At 46.1% G+C, this 19,156-nt stretch carries 19 protein-coding genes; 8 read left to right on the plus strand and 11 right to left on the minus strand.

Annotated elements, in window-relative coordinates:
- Window positions 1-630, minus strand: a 630-nt coding sequence (locus tag QUA13_RS08605) for a tetratricopeptide repeat protein (RefSeq protein WP_333197948.1), incomplete at its 3' end; no start/stop codon positions are given.
- Window positions 631-780: 150 nt separating this feature from the next.
- Between QUA13_RS08605 and QUA13_RS08610 the strand changes: the two genes are divergently transcribed.
- The gene (locus tag QUA13_RS08610; RefSeq protein WP_172185550.1) at window positions 781-1,044 is read left to right on the plus strand and encodes a hypothetical protein; all 264 of its coding nucleotides are present in this window, start codon (window positions 781-783) and stop codon (window positions 1,042-1,044) included.
- 143 nt (window positions 1,045-1,187) lie between these two features.
- On the opposite strand, the gene tsaB is transcribed toward QUA13_RS08610, so the two are convergent.
- The 4 genes from tsaB to QUA13_RS08630 form a co-directional block, all read right to left on the minus strand.
- Window positions 1,188-1,976: a tRNA (adenosine(37)-N6)-threonylcarbamoyltransferase complex dimerization subunit type 1 TsaB gene (tsaB, locus tag QUA13_RS08615; RefSeq protein ID WP_333197950.1), complete on the minus strand. Its 789-nt coding sequence runs from the start codon at window positions 1,974-1,976 to the stop codon at window positions 1,188-1,190.
- A 2-nt stretch (window positions 1,977-1,978) separates the two neighbouring features.
- Window positions 1,979-3,691: a serine/threonine-protein kinase gene (locus QUA13_RS08620; RefSeq protein WP_333197952.1), complete on the minus strand. Its 1,713-nt coding sequence runs from the start codon at window positions 3,689-3,691 to the stop codon at window positions 1,979-1,981.
- Between the two features lie 159 nt (window positions 3,692-3,850).
- On the minus strand, window positions 3,851-4,021 hold the full coding sequence (locus tag QUA13_RS08625) for a hypothetical protein (protein ID WP_333197953.1): 171 nt from the start codon (window positions 4,019-4,021) through the stop codon (window positions 3,851-3,853).
- A complete protein-coding gene (locus QUA13_RS08630) occupies window positions 3,982-4,230 on the minus strand; it encodes a Ycf34 family protein (protein ID WP_006632635.1) in 249 nt (82 codons plus the stop codon). The genes QUA13_RS08625 and QUA13_RS08630 overlap by 40 nt, the downstream gene beginning before the upstream one ends.
- A 107-nt stretch (window positions 4,231-4,337) precedes the next feature.
- Here QUA13_RS08630 and QUA13_RS08635 point away from each other — a divergent pair, with 107 nt between their 5' ends.
- Window positions 4,338-5,588: a CCA tRNA nucleotidyltransferase gene (locus QUA13_RS08635; protein ID WP_333197954.1), complete on the plus strand. Its 1,251-nt coding sequence runs from the start codon at window positions 4,338-4,340 to the stop codon at window positions 5,586-5,588.
- A gap of 127 nt (window positions 5,589-5,715) precedes the next feature.
- Here QUA13_RS08635 and QUA13_RS08640 read toward each other — a convergent pair whose 3' ends face one another.
- From QUA13_RS08640 to QUA13_RS08650, 3 genes are all read right to left on the minus strand, one after another.
- Entirely contained in the window at window positions 5,716-6,063 is a 348-nt protein-coding gene (locus QUA13_RS08640; protein ID WP_333197955.1) for a DUF952 domain-containing protein, read from the minus strand.
- 121 nt (window positions 6,064-6,184) lie between these two features.
- Window positions 6,185-6,637 carry a cupin domain-containing protein gene (locus tag QUA13_RS08645; protein ID WP_333197956.1) on the minus strand — a complete coding sequence of 151 codons (453 nt, stop codon included), beginning with the start codon at window positions 6,635-6,637 and terminating at the stop codon, window positions 6,185-6,187.
- A gap of 214 nt (window positions 6,638-6,851) precedes the next feature.
- Window positions 6,852-7,622 carry a cysteine hydrolase family protein gene (locus QUA13_RS08650; protein ID WP_333191423.1) on the minus strand — a complete coding sequence of 257 codons (771 nt, stop codon included), beginning with the start codon at window positions 7,620-7,622 and terminating at the stop codon, window positions 6,852-6,854.
- 540 nt (window positions 7,623-8,162) lie between these two features.
- Between QUA13_RS08650 and QUA13_RS08655 the strand changes: the two genes are divergently transcribed.
- The 6 genes from QUA13_RS08655 to QUA13_RS08680 all read left to right on the plus strand — a co-directional run bounded on the left by QUA13_RS08655 (window position 8,163) and on the right by QUA13_RS08680 (window position 14,677).
- Window positions 8,163-9,365: a glycoside hydrolase family 10 protein gene (locus tag QUA13_RS08655; protein WP_333197957.1), complete on the plus strand. Its 1,203-nt coding sequence runs from the start codon at window positions 8,163-8,165 to the stop codon at window positions 9,363-9,365.
- 14 nt (window positions 9,366-9,379) lie between these two features.
- A complete protein-coding gene (locus QUA13_RS08660; protein ID WP_333197958.1) occupies window positions 9,380-10,057 on the plus strand; it encodes a TIGR02117 family protein in 678 nt (225 codons plus the stop codon).
- A gap of 139 nt (window positions 10,058-10,196) precedes the next feature.
- Window positions 10,197-10,970 carry a 1-(5-phosphoribosyl)-5-[(5-phosphoribosylamino)methylideneamino]imidazole-4-carboxamide isomerase gene (hisA, locus tag QUA13_RS08665; protein WP_333197960.1) on the plus strand — a complete coding sequence of 258 codons (774 nt, stop codon included), beginning with the start codon at window positions 10,197-10,199 and terminating at the stop codon, window positions 10,968-10,970.
- A gap of 119 nt (window positions 10,971-11,089) precedes the next feature.
- A complete protein-coding gene (locus tag QUA13_RS08670) occupies window positions 11,090-12,499 on the plus strand; it encodes a cation:proton antiporter (protein ID WP_333197961.1) in 1,410 nt (469 codons plus the stop codon).
- Window positions 12,500-13,192 carry a 1-(5-phosphoribosyl)-5-[(5-phosphoribosylamino)methylideneamino] imidazole-4-carboxamide isomerase gene (locus QUA13_RS08675; RefSeq protein WP_333197963.1) on the plus strand — a complete coding sequence of 231 codons (693 nt, stop codon included), beginning with the start codon at window positions 12,500-12,502 and terminating at the stop codon, window positions 13,190-13,192.
- A 75-nt stretch (window positions 13,193-13,267) separates the two neighbouring features.
- Window positions 13,268-14,677 carry a cation:proton antiporter gene (locus QUA13_RS08680; RefSeq protein WP_333197965.1) on the plus strand — a complete coding sequence of 470 codons (1,410 nt, stop codon included), beginning with the start codon at window positions 13,268-13,270 and terminating at the stop codon, window positions 14,675-14,677.
- Between the two features lie 84 nt (window positions 14,678-14,761).
- Here QUA13_RS08680 and QUA13_RS08685 read toward each other — a convergent pair whose 3' ends face one another.
- The 3 genes from QUA13_RS08685 to QUA13_RS08695 all read right to left on the minus strand — a co-directional run bounded on the left by QUA13_RS08685 (window position 14,762) and on the right by QUA13_RS08695 (window position 19,096).
- Window positions 14,762-14,941, minus strand: a complete 180-nt coding sequence (locus QUA13_RS08685; RefSeq protein WP_333197967.1) for a hypothetical protein — start codon at window positions 14,939-14,941, stop codon at window positions 14,762-14,764.
- 202 nt (window positions 14,942-15,143) lie between these two features.
- Window positions 15,144-17,978: a PAS domain S-box protein gene (locus QUA13_RS08690; RefSeq protein WP_333197968.1), complete on the minus strand. Its 2,835-nt coding sequence runs from the start codon at window positions 17,976-17,978 to the stop codon at window positions 15,144-15,146.
- 41 nt (window positions 17,979-18,019) lie between these two features.
- Window positions 18,020-19,096: a BMP family protein gene (locus QUA13_RS08695; RefSeq protein WP_333197970.1), complete on the minus strand. Its 1,077-nt coding sequence runs from the start codon at window positions 19,094-19,096 to the stop codon at window positions 18,020-18,022.
- Window positions 19,097-19,156: the final 60 nt, after the last annotated feature.

Raw genomic sequence — 19,156 nt, forward strand, 5'->3', positions numbered from 1 at the left:
GGTGACAGCTTCCCCACGGCGATTGCCTGTTGCCCGACGCAGAGGAAGCGACTGGGTGTAATACTCTAGCGCTTTCTGTTTTTCTCCCAATTCTGAGTAGAGACTGCCGATGCTGTTGAGGGTGAGAGCTTCCCCAGAATGATCGCCTACTGCCCGTCTCAGGGGAAGTGACTGGGTGTAATACTCTAGCGCTTTCTGTTTTTCTCCCAATTCTGAGTAGACACTGCCGATGTTGTTGAGAGTGGCAGCTTCCCCACCGCGATTACCTGCTGCCCGACTCAGGGGAAGCGACTGGTTGTAATACTCTAGCGCTTTCTGTTTTTCTCCCAATTCTGAGTAGACTTGGCCGATGTTGTGGAGGGTGACAGCTTCCCCACGGCGATCGCCTGTTGCCCGATACAGTTTTAATGCTTCTTCCAACTTGAGGATCGCACTTCTTTTTGCTTCCACCGTTCCTTGCTGGTAGAGTTGCAGTCCTTCCTTGAATGCTGTTTCAGCAGCGCCGCTACTGTTAGTTTGTGCTGTTTGTACGACTTTGCCAACGGGCACGGCTGCTGCCACTGGCTGGCTTAACTGAACCGAAAGTGCGATCGACATACCGGCCAAAACCCATTGAGCGCGATCGAACATAGCCACCCCTTTTGTATTTTTTTCAATTTTAGTCGCTAGCCTGCTTAGTGTTAAGGCAGGAAGAAGTCAGGGCGATCGGCATTTTTGCTAGAGTGAACAAGTAGTGCGATTCCCTGCGGGATAGCTACGCTTGACGAACTTTTTCCCAGCATGAACAACATCCTAACTACCCCCGATCCCGTAACCACCCACTGGGATTGCCCCGAATGCGGCGGCACCGGTACCCTCAGCCCCGAAATTTGCCCTGTTTGTCTCGGAGCAAAATACATCGATCTCGCAACAATAACGAACTGGATGCTTGATTTTATGGAATCTCGCGGCTGCGATCGAGCTGAGATCGATCGATTGCGAACTGAAAACCCAGACCCCCTAACATTAACTTTTTGCCTCGAAGTTTGTATCGCCCTTAAATAAACAACGATATCAAGTCTGCTTAATTGCTTATAAATCATTTACGGGCATCGGGCATGGTCGGAAAAAAAACGCACTCTACAAGTTGATTTAACTGAAACGAAATAATGCCCAATTCCCTATTCCCAATGCCCTATTCCCAATATTCAGTGTCCCTTAACCGGATGTTGCCCGTAAAAAGGCAAAGCATCCGACCAATCCGGGCGAATTCCTTGTTTCCACTCCAAATAAGCCAATTCCAACACACTAGAAACCGACCAGCCCAACTCGCTGCCAACTTCAATTAACTGATAAGAACTTTCCAAACTTTCCAACTTTTCATGCCAGGATTCCGCCGTCATTACAGTATCAGGAAACAACTCAGTTAAACCAGAATCTTTGTTAACTGAATAAACAGCCCCAAACAATTGTCCCCGCTGTGCAGGCATTTGCAGCGCCACGCTCAAAAACCCCCCCTTAGCAAGGGGAGGTTCTGCACTCAAAAGCCCCCCCTTAGCAAGGGGGGGTTGGGGGGGTTCCGTATTCAAAAGCCCCCCCTTAGCAAGGGGAGGTTCCGTATTCAAAAGCCCCCCCTTACCAAGGGGGGGTTGGGGGGGTGCCGCCCAAGCGACAGCCGCCAAAGTTGAAACCGCAAAAACTGGAATATCCAACTGTTGAGCCAAAGTCCGCGCCGTCACCATACCCATCCGAGTCCCCGTGAAACCTCCGGGCCCCTTCGCCACTGCAATAAAAGCCAAATCCGCCCAAGTTTGCGGCTGAATAAACTCGACTAAATACTGATGCAAATGAGTGGCTAAATCGCGATCCAAATTCCAAGTTTGGCAGCGAGAATCCCCGGCAAAATTGCTGATGGCTAAACCGAGTTCGCGACTAGCTGTGTGCAGGGCTAAGCCGTATTTTTTAACAGATGTTCCGTCTTGGGGATTGCTATTCACGATTAATGATAATTTTCCTTAACAAAAAACAGCGGCAAAGCCACAACTAAGCAACCCAAAAGAATGCCAAATATTCCCGTATTTAAAATCCTGGAATTACCCATGCCACCAGTTATCAAAAACAGCACTACTAAACTTGTAAATAAATTCTTATTCGCAAATTCTTTGTGTTGGGAAACTTGATGCTTCACCGTCATAAAACCCGACGTAACTATTAGCGCAAACCAAGAATTAAAAATGACTATTTGAGAGCCAAAGATAAACCAAACTAAGGCAAACATTAACGCATCTATCCAAAAATCCTGAGTTTTCAACTTCGGCAGCCAAAATTCTTGGGTAGTAACAGGGGCGATTTTCTTGAGTAATTGATTGTGTTGCAGCCGCACGAGTTTGTTTCTTAATTGAATCTTGGGATCGATTTGCAATATTTGCTTCCACTCCGGGCGGCGAGAATTGTTGACTCTTCCCAACAGCTTCACGGCTGCGACTTTATTTAACTGCAAATCGGTGAGTCTGGTGGCAATTATTTGAGATAAGTGCGGATAGTAAACGGGGTTGTCTTCGGTTCTGTTGATGACGATATTGAGCTGTTGCTTGGCTTGACTGACTTGGATTGTAACATTGTACGGGGCGATCGCCTCTTGTAAAGCTTGCTGAATTTCGGCTTGCTCTTGGCGAGTGAAAAGCGACACACCGGGCGCAGGTGTAACCACCCGTTCTGCGGGCGTTTCTGGCGCGTCTAGCATCGGCTGTGCATCTAAATACACCGGTTTGGGGTTCAAGTGCCGGATGACTGCTGATGCTGAACTGTAGCGCCGATTGGTGGCACTTTGGAGCATGGTGTCGAGGATGCGGCCCAAATCGTCGCTAACAGCAGTCTTCAAATAATTTCGCCAAGCCCAAGAATCCTCTGCACTGTCGAACAAATCGAAGGGAGGAATTTCAGTCAGCAAGTGAATGCAAGTAACGCCCAAACTGTAGATATCGCTGGCAAAAACTGCTTTCCCCATCAATTGTTCTGGGGCTGTATAAGCAGCACTGCCGATGATTGTACCTGTTTGTGGCAAGCCAGTTGCTGTTACTTTCTTTGCTGCACCAAAGTCTACTAAAACTATATCTTTTTGGAAAGGAGAGGGTTGATAGGAAGTTTCTAAGGCGGGTAAAGGGGCTGGAGATAGCCGGCGGCGAATGATATTTTCTGGTTTGATATCGCGGTGAATAACTTTGGATTTGTGGACGAAGTGGAGCACGGGCAATAAATCGTTGAGGATTTGCCGAATTTGAGTTTCGGTGAATGCTCCTTTTTGTTCTAATTCTCTGGCTAGGTTTTTGCCGTCTATAAATTCTTGTACTAAATACTGTCTCCCGTCTTGTTCAAAATGCGCAATTAATTCTGGAATCTGGGGATGTTTGCCCAAGGTTTGTAGCTGGGCTGCTTCTTGGTGAAATAGTTGGGCGGCTTTTTCGGCTGCGGTATTTTGCTGCAAAAATTGCTTGATTACGCACTGCGAAAAAATCAGGGGTTTGGTTTCATCTACTGCTAGAAATGTTCGGCCAAAGCCTCCTTGCCCGATCGGCTTTACGGTTCGGTAGCGAGATGCTGAGGGCGTTTCTGAGTCTAGAGTTAACAACAATTTTGAGCCGCAACTTTGGCACAATTCTGCATCCCCTTGGTTTTGCGGATTCTGACAAGTTGGGTTTAAGCAATAGCACATTGGATTTTAGATTTTAGATTTTAGATTTTAGATTGGTAATTTGTAATTGGGAATGGGGAATTGGGCATCGGGAATTGAAACTTGAAAATTGGGAATTGAATATTGGAAAGGGGAAATTTAAAATTGGGTAAAAAGAAGAAACAAGAAAAGGAAAGCGTTTTATTTTTTTCCTTCTTCCTTCTTCCTTCTTCCTTCTTCCTTCTTCCTTCTTCCTTCTTCCTTCTTCCTTCTTCCTTCTTCCTTCTTCCCTCTTCCTTCTTCCCTCTTCCTTCTTCCCTCTTCCTTCTTCCTTAAGTCGGGACGAGTTCGCCTGGCCGCAATTTTGCCCATTTGCCGGTCTCTTGCTTGAAACTCTGACACCCGACTACATCCCATTCCATTTCAATTTCGTCTTGGCGGGGGCGGATGTTGACGTTGATGGTGGGTTCTACGGGGTCGAAATCGGGTGTTTCGGTGAGGTGAAGCTGTTCGTGCTGTTCTTCTACGGCGTGGTAGGTGAAGCAGCGGTCTACATAGTGGCAGTTAATACAAATACACATTCTTGATATCCTCTGTGCATTTCAAAAAGATTGGTGAAATTTGAGCTTTCTGTTAATCTAGCGTAGCAAGAGTTTAATTGTTTGTAAGTTTGTAGATTTTTGTTGCGATGCCGATTAATTTGCCCCCTTCATTATCTCCTGATACTTGGCCGTTTGATTTGAAACTGCTGACACCGCCTGCTTATCTGGTGGGCGGTGCGGTGCGGGATGCGCTGCTGGGGAGGCGATCGCACTATTTTGATTTGGATTTTGTCATGCTAACACGGGCCGTGAAGACTGCTCGAAAAATTGCCGATCGCACGAATGGTGGATTTGTCTTGTTGGATGCGAAACGCCAAATTGCGCGGGTGGTGTTTGCGGGCGGTACGGTGGATTTGGCGCAAGCGGAAGGGGGGAGTCTGGAGGGGGATTTGCTGCGCCGGGATTTTCGGATAAATGCGATCGCCTGCAATCCTTTTACAGGAGAAATCATCGATCCTTTGGACGGTCAAACTGATTTGCGGTTGGGTTTGCTGCGGATGGTTTCGCGGTCAAATTTGGAGGACGATCCGCTGAGGTTATTAAGAGCTTACCGCCAAGCGGCGCAGTTGGGTTTTGCGATCGAAGCTGAAACTCAATCGGCGATTCGGGAATTAGCGCCGCTGTTGAGTCGGGTAGCGGTGGAACGGGTGCGGACGGAATTAGGTTATTTGTTGAGCAATCCAGAGGGTGTTCCTTGGATTTGTCGCGGTTGCGAAGACGGTTTGTTTTCGATTTGGTTTGAAAGTGCGATCGACCGTTTTGATATTTTGACAAAAATTGATTTGTGTGCTGCCAAGTTAGCGGCAATTTATCCAGATTTGGGGAGAGAATTTTCGCGATCGATTCGAGATACGATTAAAACGCCGTTGTTGGCGGTTGCGAAGTTGGCTGTTTTGGCAGATTCCGACCCGACAATTGCTGAAACCCAGTTGCTGCGGTTGAAGTACAGCAATGTGGAGATTAAAAGTGCGATCGGGCTTTTGAAATACTTGCCACAATTGCAAGCAAAACCAATTGCGGAAATGTCTTTGCGAGAACAGTATTTTTTGTTTCGGGATGTGGGAATAGTATTTCCAGCCTTAGCAGTTTTGGCGGTGGCGGCGGGAGTTGCAGTTGATGAGATTTCACTGTTAATTAATCGCTATCTGGATGCTGAGGATATTGTTGCTCATCCCACACAATTAGTTAGCGGCAATGATTTAATGGAATATTTAAATTTGCCCAGAAGTCCGCGCATAGGTAAATTGTTGATGGAGATTCAATTAGCGCGGGTGGAGGGGAGAATTGCGACTTGCGAAGATGCGCTAAAATTGGCGGCAGAGTTAGTTAATCAGTAAGTTTAAATTGATATATTGCACAAATAAGAACGGGCAAGATGCCCGTTCCACAAAATTCAACTTTCCCGTGGGGTGGGCTTCTAGCCCGCCCTCAAAAGTTAATTGACAATGGTCAAAAATCTGAATATCAAACAACATCTCTTAATTCTTCCGGCAATTCAAACTTGCCATCTGCACCCGCTTCAAACTCAAAAACTTTCAACACAGCATCAACGTTCAGTGGTCCGTAAATATGCGGATAAAGATCTCCGGCGGCAGATTCATACTTAATTTCTGCTTGCACTTTCTCAGAGTCAATCAACAGCAAAAGCAATCCTGTTTGTCCGACAAAAAATTTGTTGGCACTTCTAGTAACTTGCGGGAGTGTCGAACAGTGGATGAATCCTTCAGAGTCTAGGGTATCGCCGCGATAGGATTGAAGGTGTTTTGCTTCTTCCCACTGTTGGCTTTTAGCAATGTGAAATATAACGCTCATAATTGAATAATTTTAACGTAAAACAGTATTTTGTTAGATCCCCGACTTGTTTAAGCAGTCGGGGATCTGCTTTCCCAGGCAGAGCCTAGAAGATTAAAACACTAAAGTCCTTACTACAAAACTAGCACGATACGAGTACATCCGATCGCCCTAATACTCTCAGATCTTCCTCGTCAAGTTCCACTGGCGTACCGCTGCGAATCAGTTCCACAAAATTTTCATTCGGCACCATAATGCACAAAGTGTACAAACGTTCACTCTCGGTATTCTCAATTAGGTGAGTGCCCGTTGGAGGCACTAACAAACTATCTCCCGGTTGAATACTAACTGTTTTGCCGTCGCAGGTTGCTTGCCCTCTTCCTTTGAGTACAAAAAACATTTCTACTGCGAATTGATGGCGGTTGGGAGGAGTTTTACCGCCCGCATCGAAAATCTCCACGCAAACAGTTAATGACACATTAGCTGTTGCCGGATCGAAGACGATCGCTAATCGATTAGTATCGCCCGGACTGATGCGAAATGCTTGGTAGTCTTTCGGAGACTTTATAACAGGAATCACGCACTGGTTTGTCATTTTTTTATTGTTAGTTGTCAGTGGTTATGTTTCTGCTGTCATTAGTGAGAATCCAGAGTCATTAGTCCGCCGCTCAACCTCCAAAGTTTATTGATTTTACAGGAGAGTTCGCTGTCAGAGCAGGAAGCGATATATATAGGCTTTGCTGTGCGGGACTCTCGCACTCCTAAAAAACGCTTTTTACACTCCAGAGGGATACTCCCCCTGATGACTGCTATTTAATTGCTTCTAACATAGCCTGAGAATCAGACAAAAAACCAAAACATTGTTTAACGTTATAAAGAGTAGCTTGCCAGCAATACTCGGGAGATGTCGTAGCTGTACAATCTTTGACTAAAATACAGTCGTAACCGAGGAAATTAGCATCTTGCAGTGTAGCCATGACGCACTGATCGGCGTTTACTCCTCCGAAGAAAAGTGTAGTTCTGCCGAGGTTCCGCAAGATACTATCTAAAGGAGTATCCCAAAAGCCACTCATCCGATATTTGTCCACACAAATATCCTCGGGTTTGGGTTCCAATTCATCGACAACCTGCGCCGCCCAACTCCCTGCCATCAGTACAGGTGCGCGGTTTTTTGGCAGCGGATCTCCCAAACCTACGCCGTCGCCTGTGGGATTGTAAACGTGACGGGAAGCTGCACTAATATTGAGCAAGTCGGGGCGGTTTCCCCAGTTTATCCAAATAATTGGCATGGCGTGCGATCGCAATTTTGGCAGCAAATTTATTAAAGGATTAATTGGAGTTCTGGCGGGCGTTACATCTACGCCAATATGCGCTAGCCAACCGTCGGGATGACAAAAATCATTTTGCATATCTATCACCAACATTGCTGCTTTGGCTAAGTCCAAACGCAGGGTTTTAGTTTCTGTTTCCAGAGTAACAGGTTGAGGTGCGATCGGCGATCTGGTGATGTCGGCAATTTTGGCATCAACTTTCCAAGCATTCGGCGGTACACCCAAGGTGCGGAGAGAATCAGGATTCATAGGAATTTTGACTCAAAAACAATTTCAAGTTTATAACAATTTGATTGTTACTAACTTGTCATATCTTAAATATTTGCTAAGTTTAAGTATCCGCAGCCACTTTTTTAGAATTTTTAGGATTTATTAACTTTATTACAGTGGGGCGATCCCCAATGTTAGCGCCCTGGAATCATACAATAAAAATCGGATTGCTGAATACAGGTATGAATGGAAGATTTCGGAATTGCTATAAGTCAAGTAAGGTGAGTTTTGTAACATCAAGCGAAAAGTTGCTTCATACCGTGAATCAGCAACGCCGAATTTTCTTGTGGAACAGGCAAGATGCCTGTTCATAAAAGGATTATTGAGAATGGTGCAACATATGAGGTAAAACTGAAATATTGCATCATTTTGAATAAGCTTTTTAAGGGCGGGCTAGAAGCCCACCCCACAAGAAAAAAATTCACTCTTGTGGAACAGGCATCTTGCCTGTTGCTGAGAATGGTGCTATTGAGTGAGGTAAAATAGAACTCTCACAATAATCATATTTGCGAAAAATTGATGATTAAACTGCACAAATGGCAGCGGATACTGGCTTTAATAGTTGTTTTTGCGATCGCCCTTACCTCTGCCGCTATTTTATCCCCGCGCCTTTTGGCTCAAACCCCGCCCACAACCCCTACAACCGAATTGCGCGGCATCTGGCTGACTAACATTGACAGCGATGTTATTTTCTCCCGCAACAACATCATTGACGCTGTAAATCGACTCGATAAACTCAATTTTAATACCATCTATCCCACGGTTTGGCAAGGAGGCTATACGCTTTATCCGAGTGCTGCCGCCCAACGAGTATTAGGACAGTCGATCGACCCATCGCCCGGATTGAAAGACCGAGACATCCTCAAAGAAATTATAGCACAATCCCGCCCAAAAGATATAGCAGTAATCCCCTGGTTTGAGTTTGGTTTCATGGCTCCCGCCGAATCGGAATTAGCCACACTTCACCCCGAGTGGCTAGCGCAGCGACACGACGGTTCAACTATTTGGAAAGAAGGCCAACACGAGCGAGTTTGGCTGAATCCCTTTCATCCCCAAGTGCAGCAATTTATCTTAGATTTAATCCTAGAAGTTGTCGATAATTATGATATAGATGGCATTCAATTTGACGACCATTTCGGCTTGCCAGTAGAATTTGGCTACGAGCCGTTAACAGTGTCAATGTATCAGGAACAAATCAAAAGCCCTCCCTCCGACGACGCCCGCGAAACCTTCTGGGTGCGCTGGCGCGCTGACAAAATCAACGACTTCGTGGGCAGAGTTTCCCGCGCTGTCAAATCCCGCAAACAAAAATGTATTGTTAGCTTATCTCCGAACCCTTTTCACTTTGCTTTGCCCGCCCACTTGCAGGACTGGTTTACCTGGGAAAGACGTGGCTACATCCAAGAAATTGTGTTGCAGGTTTATCGCAGCGATATCAAGCGTTTTAGTGCCGAACTGGAACGGGAAGAAGTCAAACTGGCTAAACTTCACATTCCAACTGCGATCGGCATTTTAACTGGTCTTAAAAATAATTCCGTGCCCCTAAAACAAATTCAAGAACAAGTGCAAGAAGTGCGAAAAAGAGATTTCGCTGGCGTGTCGTTCTTTTTCTACGAAAGTTTGTCGAATTGGGCTAGCGAAACCCCCGAACAGCGCAATTCGGCATTGCAAGAATTCTTTCCCACAAAAATGCAGCGCCCGCCATCCGAAGGCACAATTTGAAACCTACGGTTAAAATGAGAAAAAGCATACAGCGCTTAGGAATTGTTATTTTATCTTTGACCGCTTTCCTAACAATTGGCTATCTCACTCCCAGAAAGTGGGGAAATTACTCGCAAGCAGATTGCACAATCTCTCTATACATTTCCAACGAAGGCATCCACACCGAAATCATCGTTCCAGTTAAAAATGAATATTTTGACTGGAATCAATTTTTACTGCTAACCGAAATAGGGCGGTATGCCACTTCGGATTATAAATATTTGTCTTTTGGGTGGGGAGATCGAGCTTTTATGCTGGAAACTCCCACATCAGAAAGTATCAACCCAGTTACAGCTTTCAAGGCGCTATTTCTCCTTACTCCCTCTACTCTACACGTTCAAGGTTATCGGGTTCTCCCCCTAAAAATTGAAACCAAATGTATTAAGATTAGCGGGAAAAATTATCTGATGCTGGTAAATTTTATTAAAAATTCATTCCAATTAGACGCAGCAGGTAAGAAAATGAAAATTAGCTACGGCTACGGTAACAGCGACAGTTTTTATGAAGCAAAAGGCAGTTACTATATTTTAAGAACTTGCAACGACTGGACGGCCGCAGCTTTGCAAAAAGCCGATGTCAATACTCCTTTATGGTCTACGCTTTCTTCGGCGATTATGTTTCATTTAAATAGCGGTTGCGAATGTCAAAAATAAATTGTAATGGATAATACCATTTTAGATTTTAGATTTTAGATTTTAGAATTCGGAATGAATGATTGTGTATGGGTTGAGAGATTGCCTAAAGTTGCATTCTTTTTTTTAGCTGGTATAATTACCAATTTGAGGAAAAATTATGAATGTAATTCCAGCGATCGACTTATTGGATGGAAAATGCGTCAGATTGTATCAGGGAGACTACGCGAAGTCTCAAACTTTTAACGACAACCCCGTCGAAGTCGCCAGACAGTGGGTAAATGAAGGCGCAACCATGCTGCATTTAGTAGACCTCGACGGCGCTAAAGCAGGTCATCCAGTCAACCAAGCAGCCATTGAAGCGATCGTCCGATCCGTAGACGTTCCCTGTCAAGTAGGTGGCGGAATGCGCGATCGCACTTCTGTTGCTGCTATCCTCAATTTAGGCGTCCGGCGCGTCATTCTCGGCACTGTCGCCGTCGAACAACCGCAATTAGTCGGCGAATTGTGCGCCGAATTTGCCGGCCGAATTCTGGTTGGTATTGATGCCAGAAATGGTCTAGTTGCGACTAGAGGCTGGCTAGAAACTTCGGAAGTTTTAGCAACAGAATTGGCGCAACAAATGGCCGAGTTAGGCGCTGCTGAAATTATTTACACCGACATTCACCGCGACGGTACTATGGAAGGGCCGAATTTGGAATCTTTGCGCGAAATTGCTAACGCTATTTCGATTCCGGTGATTGCTTCCGGTGGCGTTAGTTCGATCGCAGATTTGTTAAGTTTGCTGGCTTTGGAACCAATTGGTGTCAAAAGTGCGATCGTCGGTAGGGCAATTTATACCGGCGATATCTTGCTAAAAGAAGCAATTCAAGCAGTCGGACAAGGGCGGTGGCAGGATGTACCGCCAGATTTGGGTTCTTCAAGTTTTGCTTGATAGTCATGTCGAGTTAACTGGCTACCCAATATGTAACAGTTATCAATTTTCCGACTCACAATCAACAGTCAACAGTCAACAGTCAGCGTAGAATCGTCTTTCTTACCATCCTCGTACCCATGTTTTTGAACCATACAATTACAGCTTTAAGTTCTGGGATGGCATCCCTAGTTGCTCCCATACCTTTGTTAGCAACAGTCGAGGCAGAAAATTCGCCGATCGTTATGAGCGGAGTTTTGCTCACTTTGGTAGTGATTTATATCGCCAGTAAAATCGGCGCGGAAGTGGCTCTAAAGTTTGATTTTCCGCCGGTTTTGGGTGAACTTGTAGCTGGGGTGATTATTGGAATATCTGCTTTACACCTGGTCATTTTTCCCGGAAGCGGGCTGTCAGCCTCAGACTCAGGGATTATGACAGTTCTGCAATCGATTAATCATCTGTCTCCTGCTGCCCTCACAAGTGTCTTTGAATCCCAGAGTGAAGTCATTTCAGTGCTAGCTGAATTAGGCGTGATTATTCTGCTGTTTGAAATTGGCTTAGAGTCGGATCTCAAACAACTCAAGCAAGTCGGAATTCAAGCTACCGTTGTCGCCTGCGTAGGTGTGGCAGTTCCCTTTGCCGCTGCTACTGCGGGCTTGATGATAATTTTCCACACTCCGGCAATTCCAGCAATTTTTGCGGGGGCTGCTTTGACGGCAACCAGCATTGGAATTACATCGAAAGTGTTGTCTGATTTAGGACAACTGAACTCTAAAGAAGGTCAAATTATTGTCGGTGCGGCGGTGATTGATGATGTGTTGGGAATTATTGTCCTGGCTGTTGTCGCCAGTTTAGCCAAAACCGGTGAGATTGATGTTGTTAATGTCATCTATTTGATTGTCAGTGCAACTGTTTTTCTGCTAGGTTCGATTCTGTTGGGCGGTGTCTTCGACAAAACCTTCTCGGCGGTGGTGGTTCAACTCAAAACTCGCGGCAATATTATCATCCCGGCATTTATTTTTGCCTACTTCATGGCTTTTCTGGGCAACGCAATTCATCTGGAAGCAATTTTGGGTGCGTTTGCGGCTGGTTTGGTGTTGGATGAAAGCGATGCCCGCCTGGAGTTGGATGAAATGGTGAAACCCATCGCCGATTTATTTGTACCCATCTTCTTTGTGACGGTGGGGGCTCGGGCGGATTTGGGGGTTTTGAACCCAACAGTGCCGGATAATCGGGCGGGACTTGTGATTGCCGTATTTTTGATAGTGGTTGCTATTTTGGGCAAGATCGTAACAGGTTGGGTGGTGTTTGGTCAGCCGGGAATCAATCGATTGGCGATCGGAGTGGGGATGATTCCTCGGGGCGAAGTCGGGTTAGTGTTTGCCGGCATCGGTTCTGCGAGTGGGGTTTTGGATAAACCGTTAGAAGTCTCGATTATTATCATGGTGATTCTAACCACATTTTTAGCTCCGCCTTTTCTGCGGATTGCTTTTGGCGATACGGTAGTGCCTCCTGCTAGTGGAATACTTTCTAGCGAGAAAATCGTTTGATTGAGGGAATTTGAGTCTGGGCGATCGACTCATTTAGAAACAAATGTCGACGGCGCCAAAGCAGGGCATCCAGTCAACCAAGCAGCCATTGAAGCGATCGTCCGATCCGTAGACGTTCCCTGTCAAGTAGGCGGGGGAATGCGCGATCGCGCTTCTGTTGCTGCTATCCTCAATTTAGTCGTCCGGCGCGTCATTCTCGGCACTGTCGCCGTCGAACAACCGCAATTAGTCGGCGAATTGTGCGCTGAATTTCCCAGCCGAATTCTGGTTGGCATCGACGCCAGAAATGGTTTAGTTGCTACTAAAGGCTGGCTAGAAACTTCGGAAGTTTTAGCAACAGAATTGGCGCAACAAATGGCCGAGTTAGGGGCGGCTGAAATTATTTACACCGACATTCACCGCGACGGTACTATGGAAGGGCCGAATTTGGAATTTTTGCGCGAAATTGCTAACGCTATTTCGAGTCCGGTGATTGCTTCCGGCGGCGTTAGTTCGATCGCAGATTTGTTAAATTTGCTGGCTTTGGAACCAATTGGTGTCAAAAGTGCGATCGTCGGTAGGGCAATTTATACCGGCGATATCTTGCTAAAAGAAGCAATTCAAGCAGTCGGACAAGGGCGGTGGCAGGATGTACCGCCAGATTTGGGTTCTTCGAGTTTTGCTCGATCGTCTGAATCCTTTTGCCCGCATTAAAAAAACCGGAACGCTTCAGTTTGTGTGCGTCCCGGAGTGTCTGGTTTCAACGTCTTTTTTACTATCATCGCAACCATGTTTTTGAACCATACAATTACAGCTTTAAGTTCTGGGATGCCATCCCTAGTTGCTCCCATACCTTTGTTAGCAACAGTCGAGGCAGAAAATGCGCCGATCGTCCTCAGTGCAGTTTTGCTCAGTTTGGTAGTGATTTATCTCGCCAGTAAATTAGGCGCGGAAGTGGCTCTAAAGTTTGATTTTCCCCCGGTTTTGGGTGAACTTGTAGCAGGGGTAATTGTTGGCGTATCTGCTTTACACCTGGTCGTTTTTCCCGGAAGCGGTCTGTCAGCCACAGACTCAGGGATTATGACAGTTCTGCAATCGATTAATCATCTGTCTCCTGCCGCCCTCACAAGTGTCTTTGAATCGCAGAGTGAAGTCATTTCAGTGCTAGCTGAATTAGGCGTGATTGTTCTGCTGTTTGAAATTGGTTTGGAGTCGGATCTCAGACAACTAAAAGAAGTGGGGGTTCAAGCCGTCGTTGTCGCTTGTGCCGGCGTGGGAGTTCCCTTTGCCGCCGGTACTGCGGGCTTGATGATAATTTTCCACACTCCGGCGATTCCGGCGATTTTTGCGGGGGCTGCTTTGACGGCAACTAGCATCGGAATTACGTCAAAAGTTTTGTCGGAATTAGGACGGCTGAAATCTAAAGAAGGTCAAATCATTGTCGGTGCGGCGGTGATTGATGATGTGCTGGGAATTATTGTCTTGGCTGTTGTCGCGAGTTTAGCGAAAACCGGTGAGATTGATGTTGTTAATGTCATTTATTTGATTGTCAGTGCAAGTGTCTTTCTACTGGGTTCGATTCTGTTGGGCGGCATCTTTAACAAAAGCTTCACTGCGGTGGTGGAGAAACTCAAAACTCGCGGCAATATTGTGATTCCCGCCTTTATTTTTGCCTTGTTCATGGCGTTTCTGGCCAATGCAATTCATCTCGAAGCGATTTTGGGTGCCTTTGCTGCGGGCTTGGTTTTGGATGAAAGCGATGCGCGCAATGAGTTGGATGAATTGGTGAAACCCATCGCCGATATAGTTGTACCCATCTTCTTTGTGACGGTGGGAACTCGGGCGGATTTGGGGGTTTTGAACCCAACAGTGCCGGATAATCGGGCTGGTCTTTTGATTGCTGCTTTTTTGATAGTGGTTGCTATTTTGGGCAAGCTGGTGACTGGTTGGGTGGTGTTTGGTCTGCCTGGAATCAATCGATTGGCAATCGGAGTGGGGATGGTTCCTCGGGGCGAAGTCGGGTTAGTGTTTGCCGGCATCGGTTCCGCGAGTGGGGCTTTGGATAAACCGTTAGAAGTCTCGATTATTATCATGGTGATTCTGACAACTTTTTTGGCTCCGCCTTTTCTGCGGATTGCCTTTGGCGATACGGTAGAGCCTCCAGCTACTGGGGAACCTTCTAGCGAGCAAATCGTTTGATTAGCGGGTGATATTAAGTCTGTTTTGAGGTGGTTGGGGGCGATCGGCTGGTATTGAACCACTTTCCGGCGATCGTCTCCATTGCTACTCATTCGCCTCCAGGTTATGTTGCATTTCCGCACCAACGGCACCAGCCGCCGCATCTAAAATTTCTAGCTCTGCGTTTGACATATTTTGTCGATCGACCAGGCTGCGGTTTTGACTGAGCTTATAGTTGCCTTCCCACCGAGTAAAAGTCCTCTCAAAACCCACAATGCCGTTCATAAAACCTTCACGAAACCTGTTCGAGAAACTATCCCAGTGCTATTTGTAGCTAGCTTCACAGGTGTCTATTATCAGAAACGCTATAGCCATCCTAAATCATTTGTGAATTTCTTACTCCCTCCCCTTACTAAGGGGAGGGTTGGGGTGGGGTAAAAAATTTACGACTCATGTAGGATTGCTATATATATGAATGCGATCGCAGTTATTTACCAACAATTGCTACAGCACCGCTTTGTAACACAGGAATTTCAATGCGGAACTCTGTTCCTTGATGGGGTTGAGAAAAGCACTGGAGTAAGCCACCGTGCTTGTCAACTACAATTTGATAGCTGATGGATAGCCCTAATCCAGTTCCTTTACCAGTTGGTTTTGTGGTGAAGAAGGGATTGAACACCTGTTGTCTAACAGTTTCCGTCATTCCAGGTCCATTGTCTTGAATTTGAATCACCGCGTTTTTACAATGACCGGACCCAGTTTCGTTTGTGACTAACTTAGTCCTAATAGTGATGCGACTGGGATTCTGTTGGATGTCTTTTGGATCGCGCTGATTGTCGTAGTTTTCTAAAGCATCGATCGCATTTGCCAGAATATTCATAAAGACTTGGTTCAACTGTCCGGCATAGCACTCTACTCGCGGTAAGTCACCGTACTCTTTGACAATTTCAATAGCAGGATGACCCGGATTTGCCTTCAGTCGATTTTGCAAAATCATCAATGTGCTCTCAATTCCCTCGTGGATATCAACTGGCTTCTTTTCTGCCTCATCCAGCCGCGAAAAGTTTCGCAGCGACAGGACAATTTGACGAATGCGATCGGCTCCGACCTTCATTGAACTCAGAATTTTGGGCAAATCTTCACTAATGAAGTCCAGCTCGAACTCTTCAATTTTTTCCTCAATTTGGGTATTAGTTGGATAGGTTTGCTGGTAAAGCTGAATCAACTTTAGTAAATTTTGCGTGTAGTCGGCAGTATGGCTCAGGTTGCCATAGATAAAGTTAACTGGATTATTAATTTCGTGAGCAACACCAGCCACCAGTTGCCCCAAACCTGACATTTTCTCTGCCTGAATAAGCTGTGCCTGAGTTTGCTGTAAGGTTTTGAGTGCAACCTCAGCTTCATCTTTTGCTTGCCTTAAAGCAGCTTCGGCTTGCTTGCGCTCAGTAATATCCAGTGCCAAAGATGCAACTCCAACAATATTTTCACCATCCCCTATTAAAGGCGTATTGAACCATTCGCAAATAATGATTTTGCCGTTTTTCGTAATATTTTCGTTGACAGTGTAGTTTCCTTGGCCCTGCATCACCAAATCGTTCATAACTCGATCGACGAGCTCTCTGGCAGATGCAGGCACAATTAATTCTGCGGGATGGTGTCCGATCGCCTCTGTAGCCGTGTAACCATAAATCTTCTCTGACGCTGGATTCCAGGCCGTGACTTGAAAGTTTAAATCCCATTCCACAACTGCCAGTGCAGTTTGGCGGAATAGAAAAGATAGCCGCTGTTCCGACGCTTTGAGTTCTTCTTCTGCCTGTTTCCGTTGAGTAATGTCAATTCCTGTTGTGATGATGTACTCAATTTCACCTCGATCGTCCACTAAAGCAGTATCTGACCAGGCAATGAGCCTGAGTTGTCCATCTTTGCTCACCCAACTGCCTTCATACTGCTGGGGAAAATTACCAGATTGTAAAGACTCAAAAGCAGTTTTGGCAAGTCCTGCTAAGTCTGAGTTCGGGAACAAGTCCCAAATGTAGCGCCCTTTCACTTCACTAAACGAGTAATGAGTCGTTTGTTCGCAAGCTCGGTTAAAGCGAACGATTTGTCCCTGCGGGTCGAGCACAACTACCAGGGCACCTGCAATTTCAAGAATAGCTGAAACAAAATTGCGTTCGACTTCAACTGCTTTAATCAGTTCCTCTAACTGGGTTGCCATATTGTTAAAGGCGATCGCCAATGTCCCCAATTCGTTTTGGCTGTGGATGTTGACCCGTGCCTCTAATTGCCCCGCACTGAGTTCACTAGCTGCCGTCGTTAAGTGCTGGAGGGGCACCACAATTTGCCGACGAATAAATAGATACCCAATGCCAACAGCGACGATCGTCACCACCGCCAATGAGCCTCCCATAACTGAGAGCATTTGGTAAACGGGAGCATACGCCTCAGCCGTTGGCAGTTCTACAACCACATTCCACTTGACGCTCCGAACTAAGGCACTGGCTCCCAATACTTCTACCTGCTTTAGACCTTGATAAACCTTAAGGCGTTTAGTATCTTCGGATGCTTTCAAGAATTGAAAAAACGGACGCTTAGAAATATCTTGAAGTTGAAAAATTTCTGGCTTACGAGCCTTTTGAGCAATGAGAAAATTACGCTCATCAACTACATAAACATAACCCGTCTTGCCCACCTCCGTTTGGGAAACAACAAACCACAGAAAGTTGAGATTTACCTGCGCTAATAGCACCCCATCTACCTCATCTCGCTCATTCCGAATCGGAACCGCCAGAATGGTGGTTAGTTGGTTGGTTTGAGGATTAATTTCTACAGGATTCACATAATCTTCCTGTTGTTTAAAGGCACGAATAAACAGTGGCGAATTGGCGGGATTTTCTAACTTGAGCGGTTCGTAGGGTGAAACTGACGCCACAACTTGTCCCTTCCGGTTCAAAATGGCAACGGCTTCATAAGCATCATTATGACGAGCCAACCCTTCCAACAGGCTCTGCTGCACTTGAGGTTGAAAGTTGGTGAGTCCTTTGACCCTAGCTAAATAGCTCAGTCTTTGTTTCAAGCCATCTAGATAATTATCAATCTGCCCTCGTGCTGTCTGACTACGCTCTTCTTGGAGCGAGCGCGATTGCTGGATCTGCGCCTGAAAGCTGAGGTAGATCAGCAAGCCACCAGTGGGCAGTAAGCTCAGGAGAACCAAAAATATCAAACCATAGCGGAGCTGATTTGCAATAGATAAGAAGCGTTGCCACGGATGAGAACGGGAGCTTCTGGCAATCGGCAGAACGCGATCGTTGCGTTGATTGTTCATCGGACTTAGGACAAATAACGGTAAATCAATTCATCGGCGCACTAAGGACAAACATCAATTTTGCCAGTCGTCACAGCTTCTCGAACGGTCTTGAAAGTTTCCTCTTCCTGAGACGTGAGAGTACCGCGGAAAGGGGCAAAGTCGTAGATTTTTTCCTTGAGCCCAAACTTGTAAAGTTTTCCTTCCCAGCGACCTTCCTGGGTTAACACGGCCGCATTTAGCACCAGATTGGGAATGTCCTGCAGAACGCTAGTTAGGACTTTGGCGGGAGCCAGTTCGTACTGATCCTTTGCCCAACCAATCACAAAGACTCCTGGCTTTTGCGTAACGGCTTTTAGCGCGGCTAACCCTGCCTCATCCGCGTTGATTGCCAAAACATCTACTCCAGAGGCAACCATATCCGTTGCGACTTTGGTGGCTTTGTGCGTATCGCTCCAAGTGTTGAGAAAAGCCGTCGAGGCTTGAACAGAGGGATTCGTTGCCTTCACTCCCCGCCTAAACAAGGCTTCTTCTTCTTTATAAACCGGATAAGGTGCACCCACAATATAGCCAACTTTATGGCTTTTGGTCTTCATGGCAGCCAAAGCGCCTGTGAGGTACCCCACCTCACCCGATCGAAAGGCAACAGCCCCCAAATTTCTGTTATTCCCTGGATGCGTTGTAATCAGGGCAAATTTCGTTCGCGGAAATTCTTTAGCGACCTTTTCGGCAGTTGTGGAATAGGCACCACTGGCTGCAATTACCAGGTCATAGCCTGACTGGGCATATTTGCCAATGGCAGCTTCACTATGTTCACCGTCAATACTGCCACTAAAGTCTACCTGAGCATTAAATTTATCTTTGATTAGGTTTAACCCTTCAAAGCAGGCTTGAGCCCAACTGTTGTTATCTTTAGGTCCTGTCGTGACCAACCCCACTCTAAAGGTGCTAGAGGTACTTGCTTCAGGGGAATAGTTTACGTTCGGAGTCGATCGACTGCAACTGAGCGCAAAAAATAGAGCTAGAGCCGCCAGAGTCATTTGTTTGAAAAGAGATTGAATTTGCATAATAGCTTTTCGCAGCAACATTACTTTTTCTACCCGATAAATTTGTTGAACGGTATCCTGGGGGGGTGACAAAGAGGTCTACGAGATAGACTGTATAAGGGTTGCAGCCCGCATACCTTGTTGGTAAAAGCG

This window comes from Microcoleus sp. S28C3, assembly GCF_036700785.1.
Lineage (GTDB): Bacteria > Cyanobacteriota > Cyanobacteriia > Cyanobacteriales > Microcoleaceae > Microcoleus > Microcoleus asticus.

What these genes read in the sequence shown, in the direction of transcription:
- QUA13_RS08610 (WP_172185550.1), top strand. Translation starts at nt 781, where the DNA reads ATGAACAACATCCTAACTACCCCCGATCCCGTAACCACCCACTGGGAT.
- QUA13_RS08620 (WP_333197952.1), bottom strand. Translation starts at nt 3,691, where the DNA reads ATGTGCTATTGCTTAAACCCAACTTGTCAGAATCCGCAAAACCAAGGG.
- QUA13_RS08625 (WP_333197953.1), bottom strand. Translation starts at nt 4,021, where the DNA reads ATGGGCAAAATTGCGGCCAGGCGAACTCGTCCCGACTTAAGGAAGAAG.
- QUA13_RS08630 (WP_006632635.1), bottom strand. Translation starts at nt 4,230, where the DNA reads ATGTGTATTTGTATTAACTGCCACTATGTAGACCGCTGCTTCACCTAC.
- QUA13_RS08635 (WP_333197954.1), top strand. Translation starts at nt 4,338, where the DNA reads ATGCCGATTAATTTGCCCCCTTCATTATCTCCTGATACTTGGCCGTTT.
- QUA13_RS08640 (WP_333197955.1), bottom strand. Translation starts at nt 6,063, where the DNA reads ATGAGCGTTATATTTCACATTGCTAAAAGCCAACAGTGGGAAGAAGCA.
- QUA13_RS08645 (WP_333197956.1), bottom strand. Translation starts at nt 6,637, where the DNA reads ATGACAAACCAGTGCGTGATTCCTGTTATAAAGTCTCCGAAAGACTAC.
- QUA13_RS08650 (WP_333191423.1), bottom strand. Translation starts at nt 7,622, where the DNA reads ATGAATCCTGATTCTCTCCGCACCTTGGGTGTACCGCCGAATGCTTGG.
- QUA13_RS08655 (WP_333197957.1), top strand. Translation starts at nt 8,163, where the DNA reads ATGATTAAACTGCACAAATGGCAGCGGATACTGGCTTTAATAGTTGTT.
- QUA13_RS08660 (WP_333197958.1), top strand. Translation starts at nt 9,380, where the DNA reads ATGAGAAAAAGCATACAGCGCTTAGGAATTGTTATTTTATCTTTGACC.
- hisA (WP_333197960.1), top strand. Translation starts at nt 10,197, where the DNA reads ATGAATGTAATTCCAGCGATCGACTTATTGGATGGAAAATGCGTCAGA.
- QUA13_RS08670 (WP_333197961.1), top strand. Translation starts at nt 11,090, where the DNA reads ATGTTTTTGAACCATACAATTACAGCTTTAAGTTCTGGGATGGCATCC.
- QUA13_RS08680 (WP_333197965.1), top strand. Translation starts at nt 13,268, where the DNA reads ATGTTTTTGAACCATACAATTACAGCTTTAAGTTCTGGGATGCCATCC.
- QUA13_RS08685 (WP_333197967.1), bottom strand. Translation starts at nt 14,941, where the DNA reads ATGAACGGCATTGTGGGTTTTGAGAGGACTTTTACTCGGTGGGAAGGC.
- QUA13_RS08690 (WP_333197968.1), bottom strand. Translation starts at nt 17,978, where the DNA reads ATGAACAATCAACGCAACGATCGCGTTCTGCCGATTGCCAGAAGCTCC.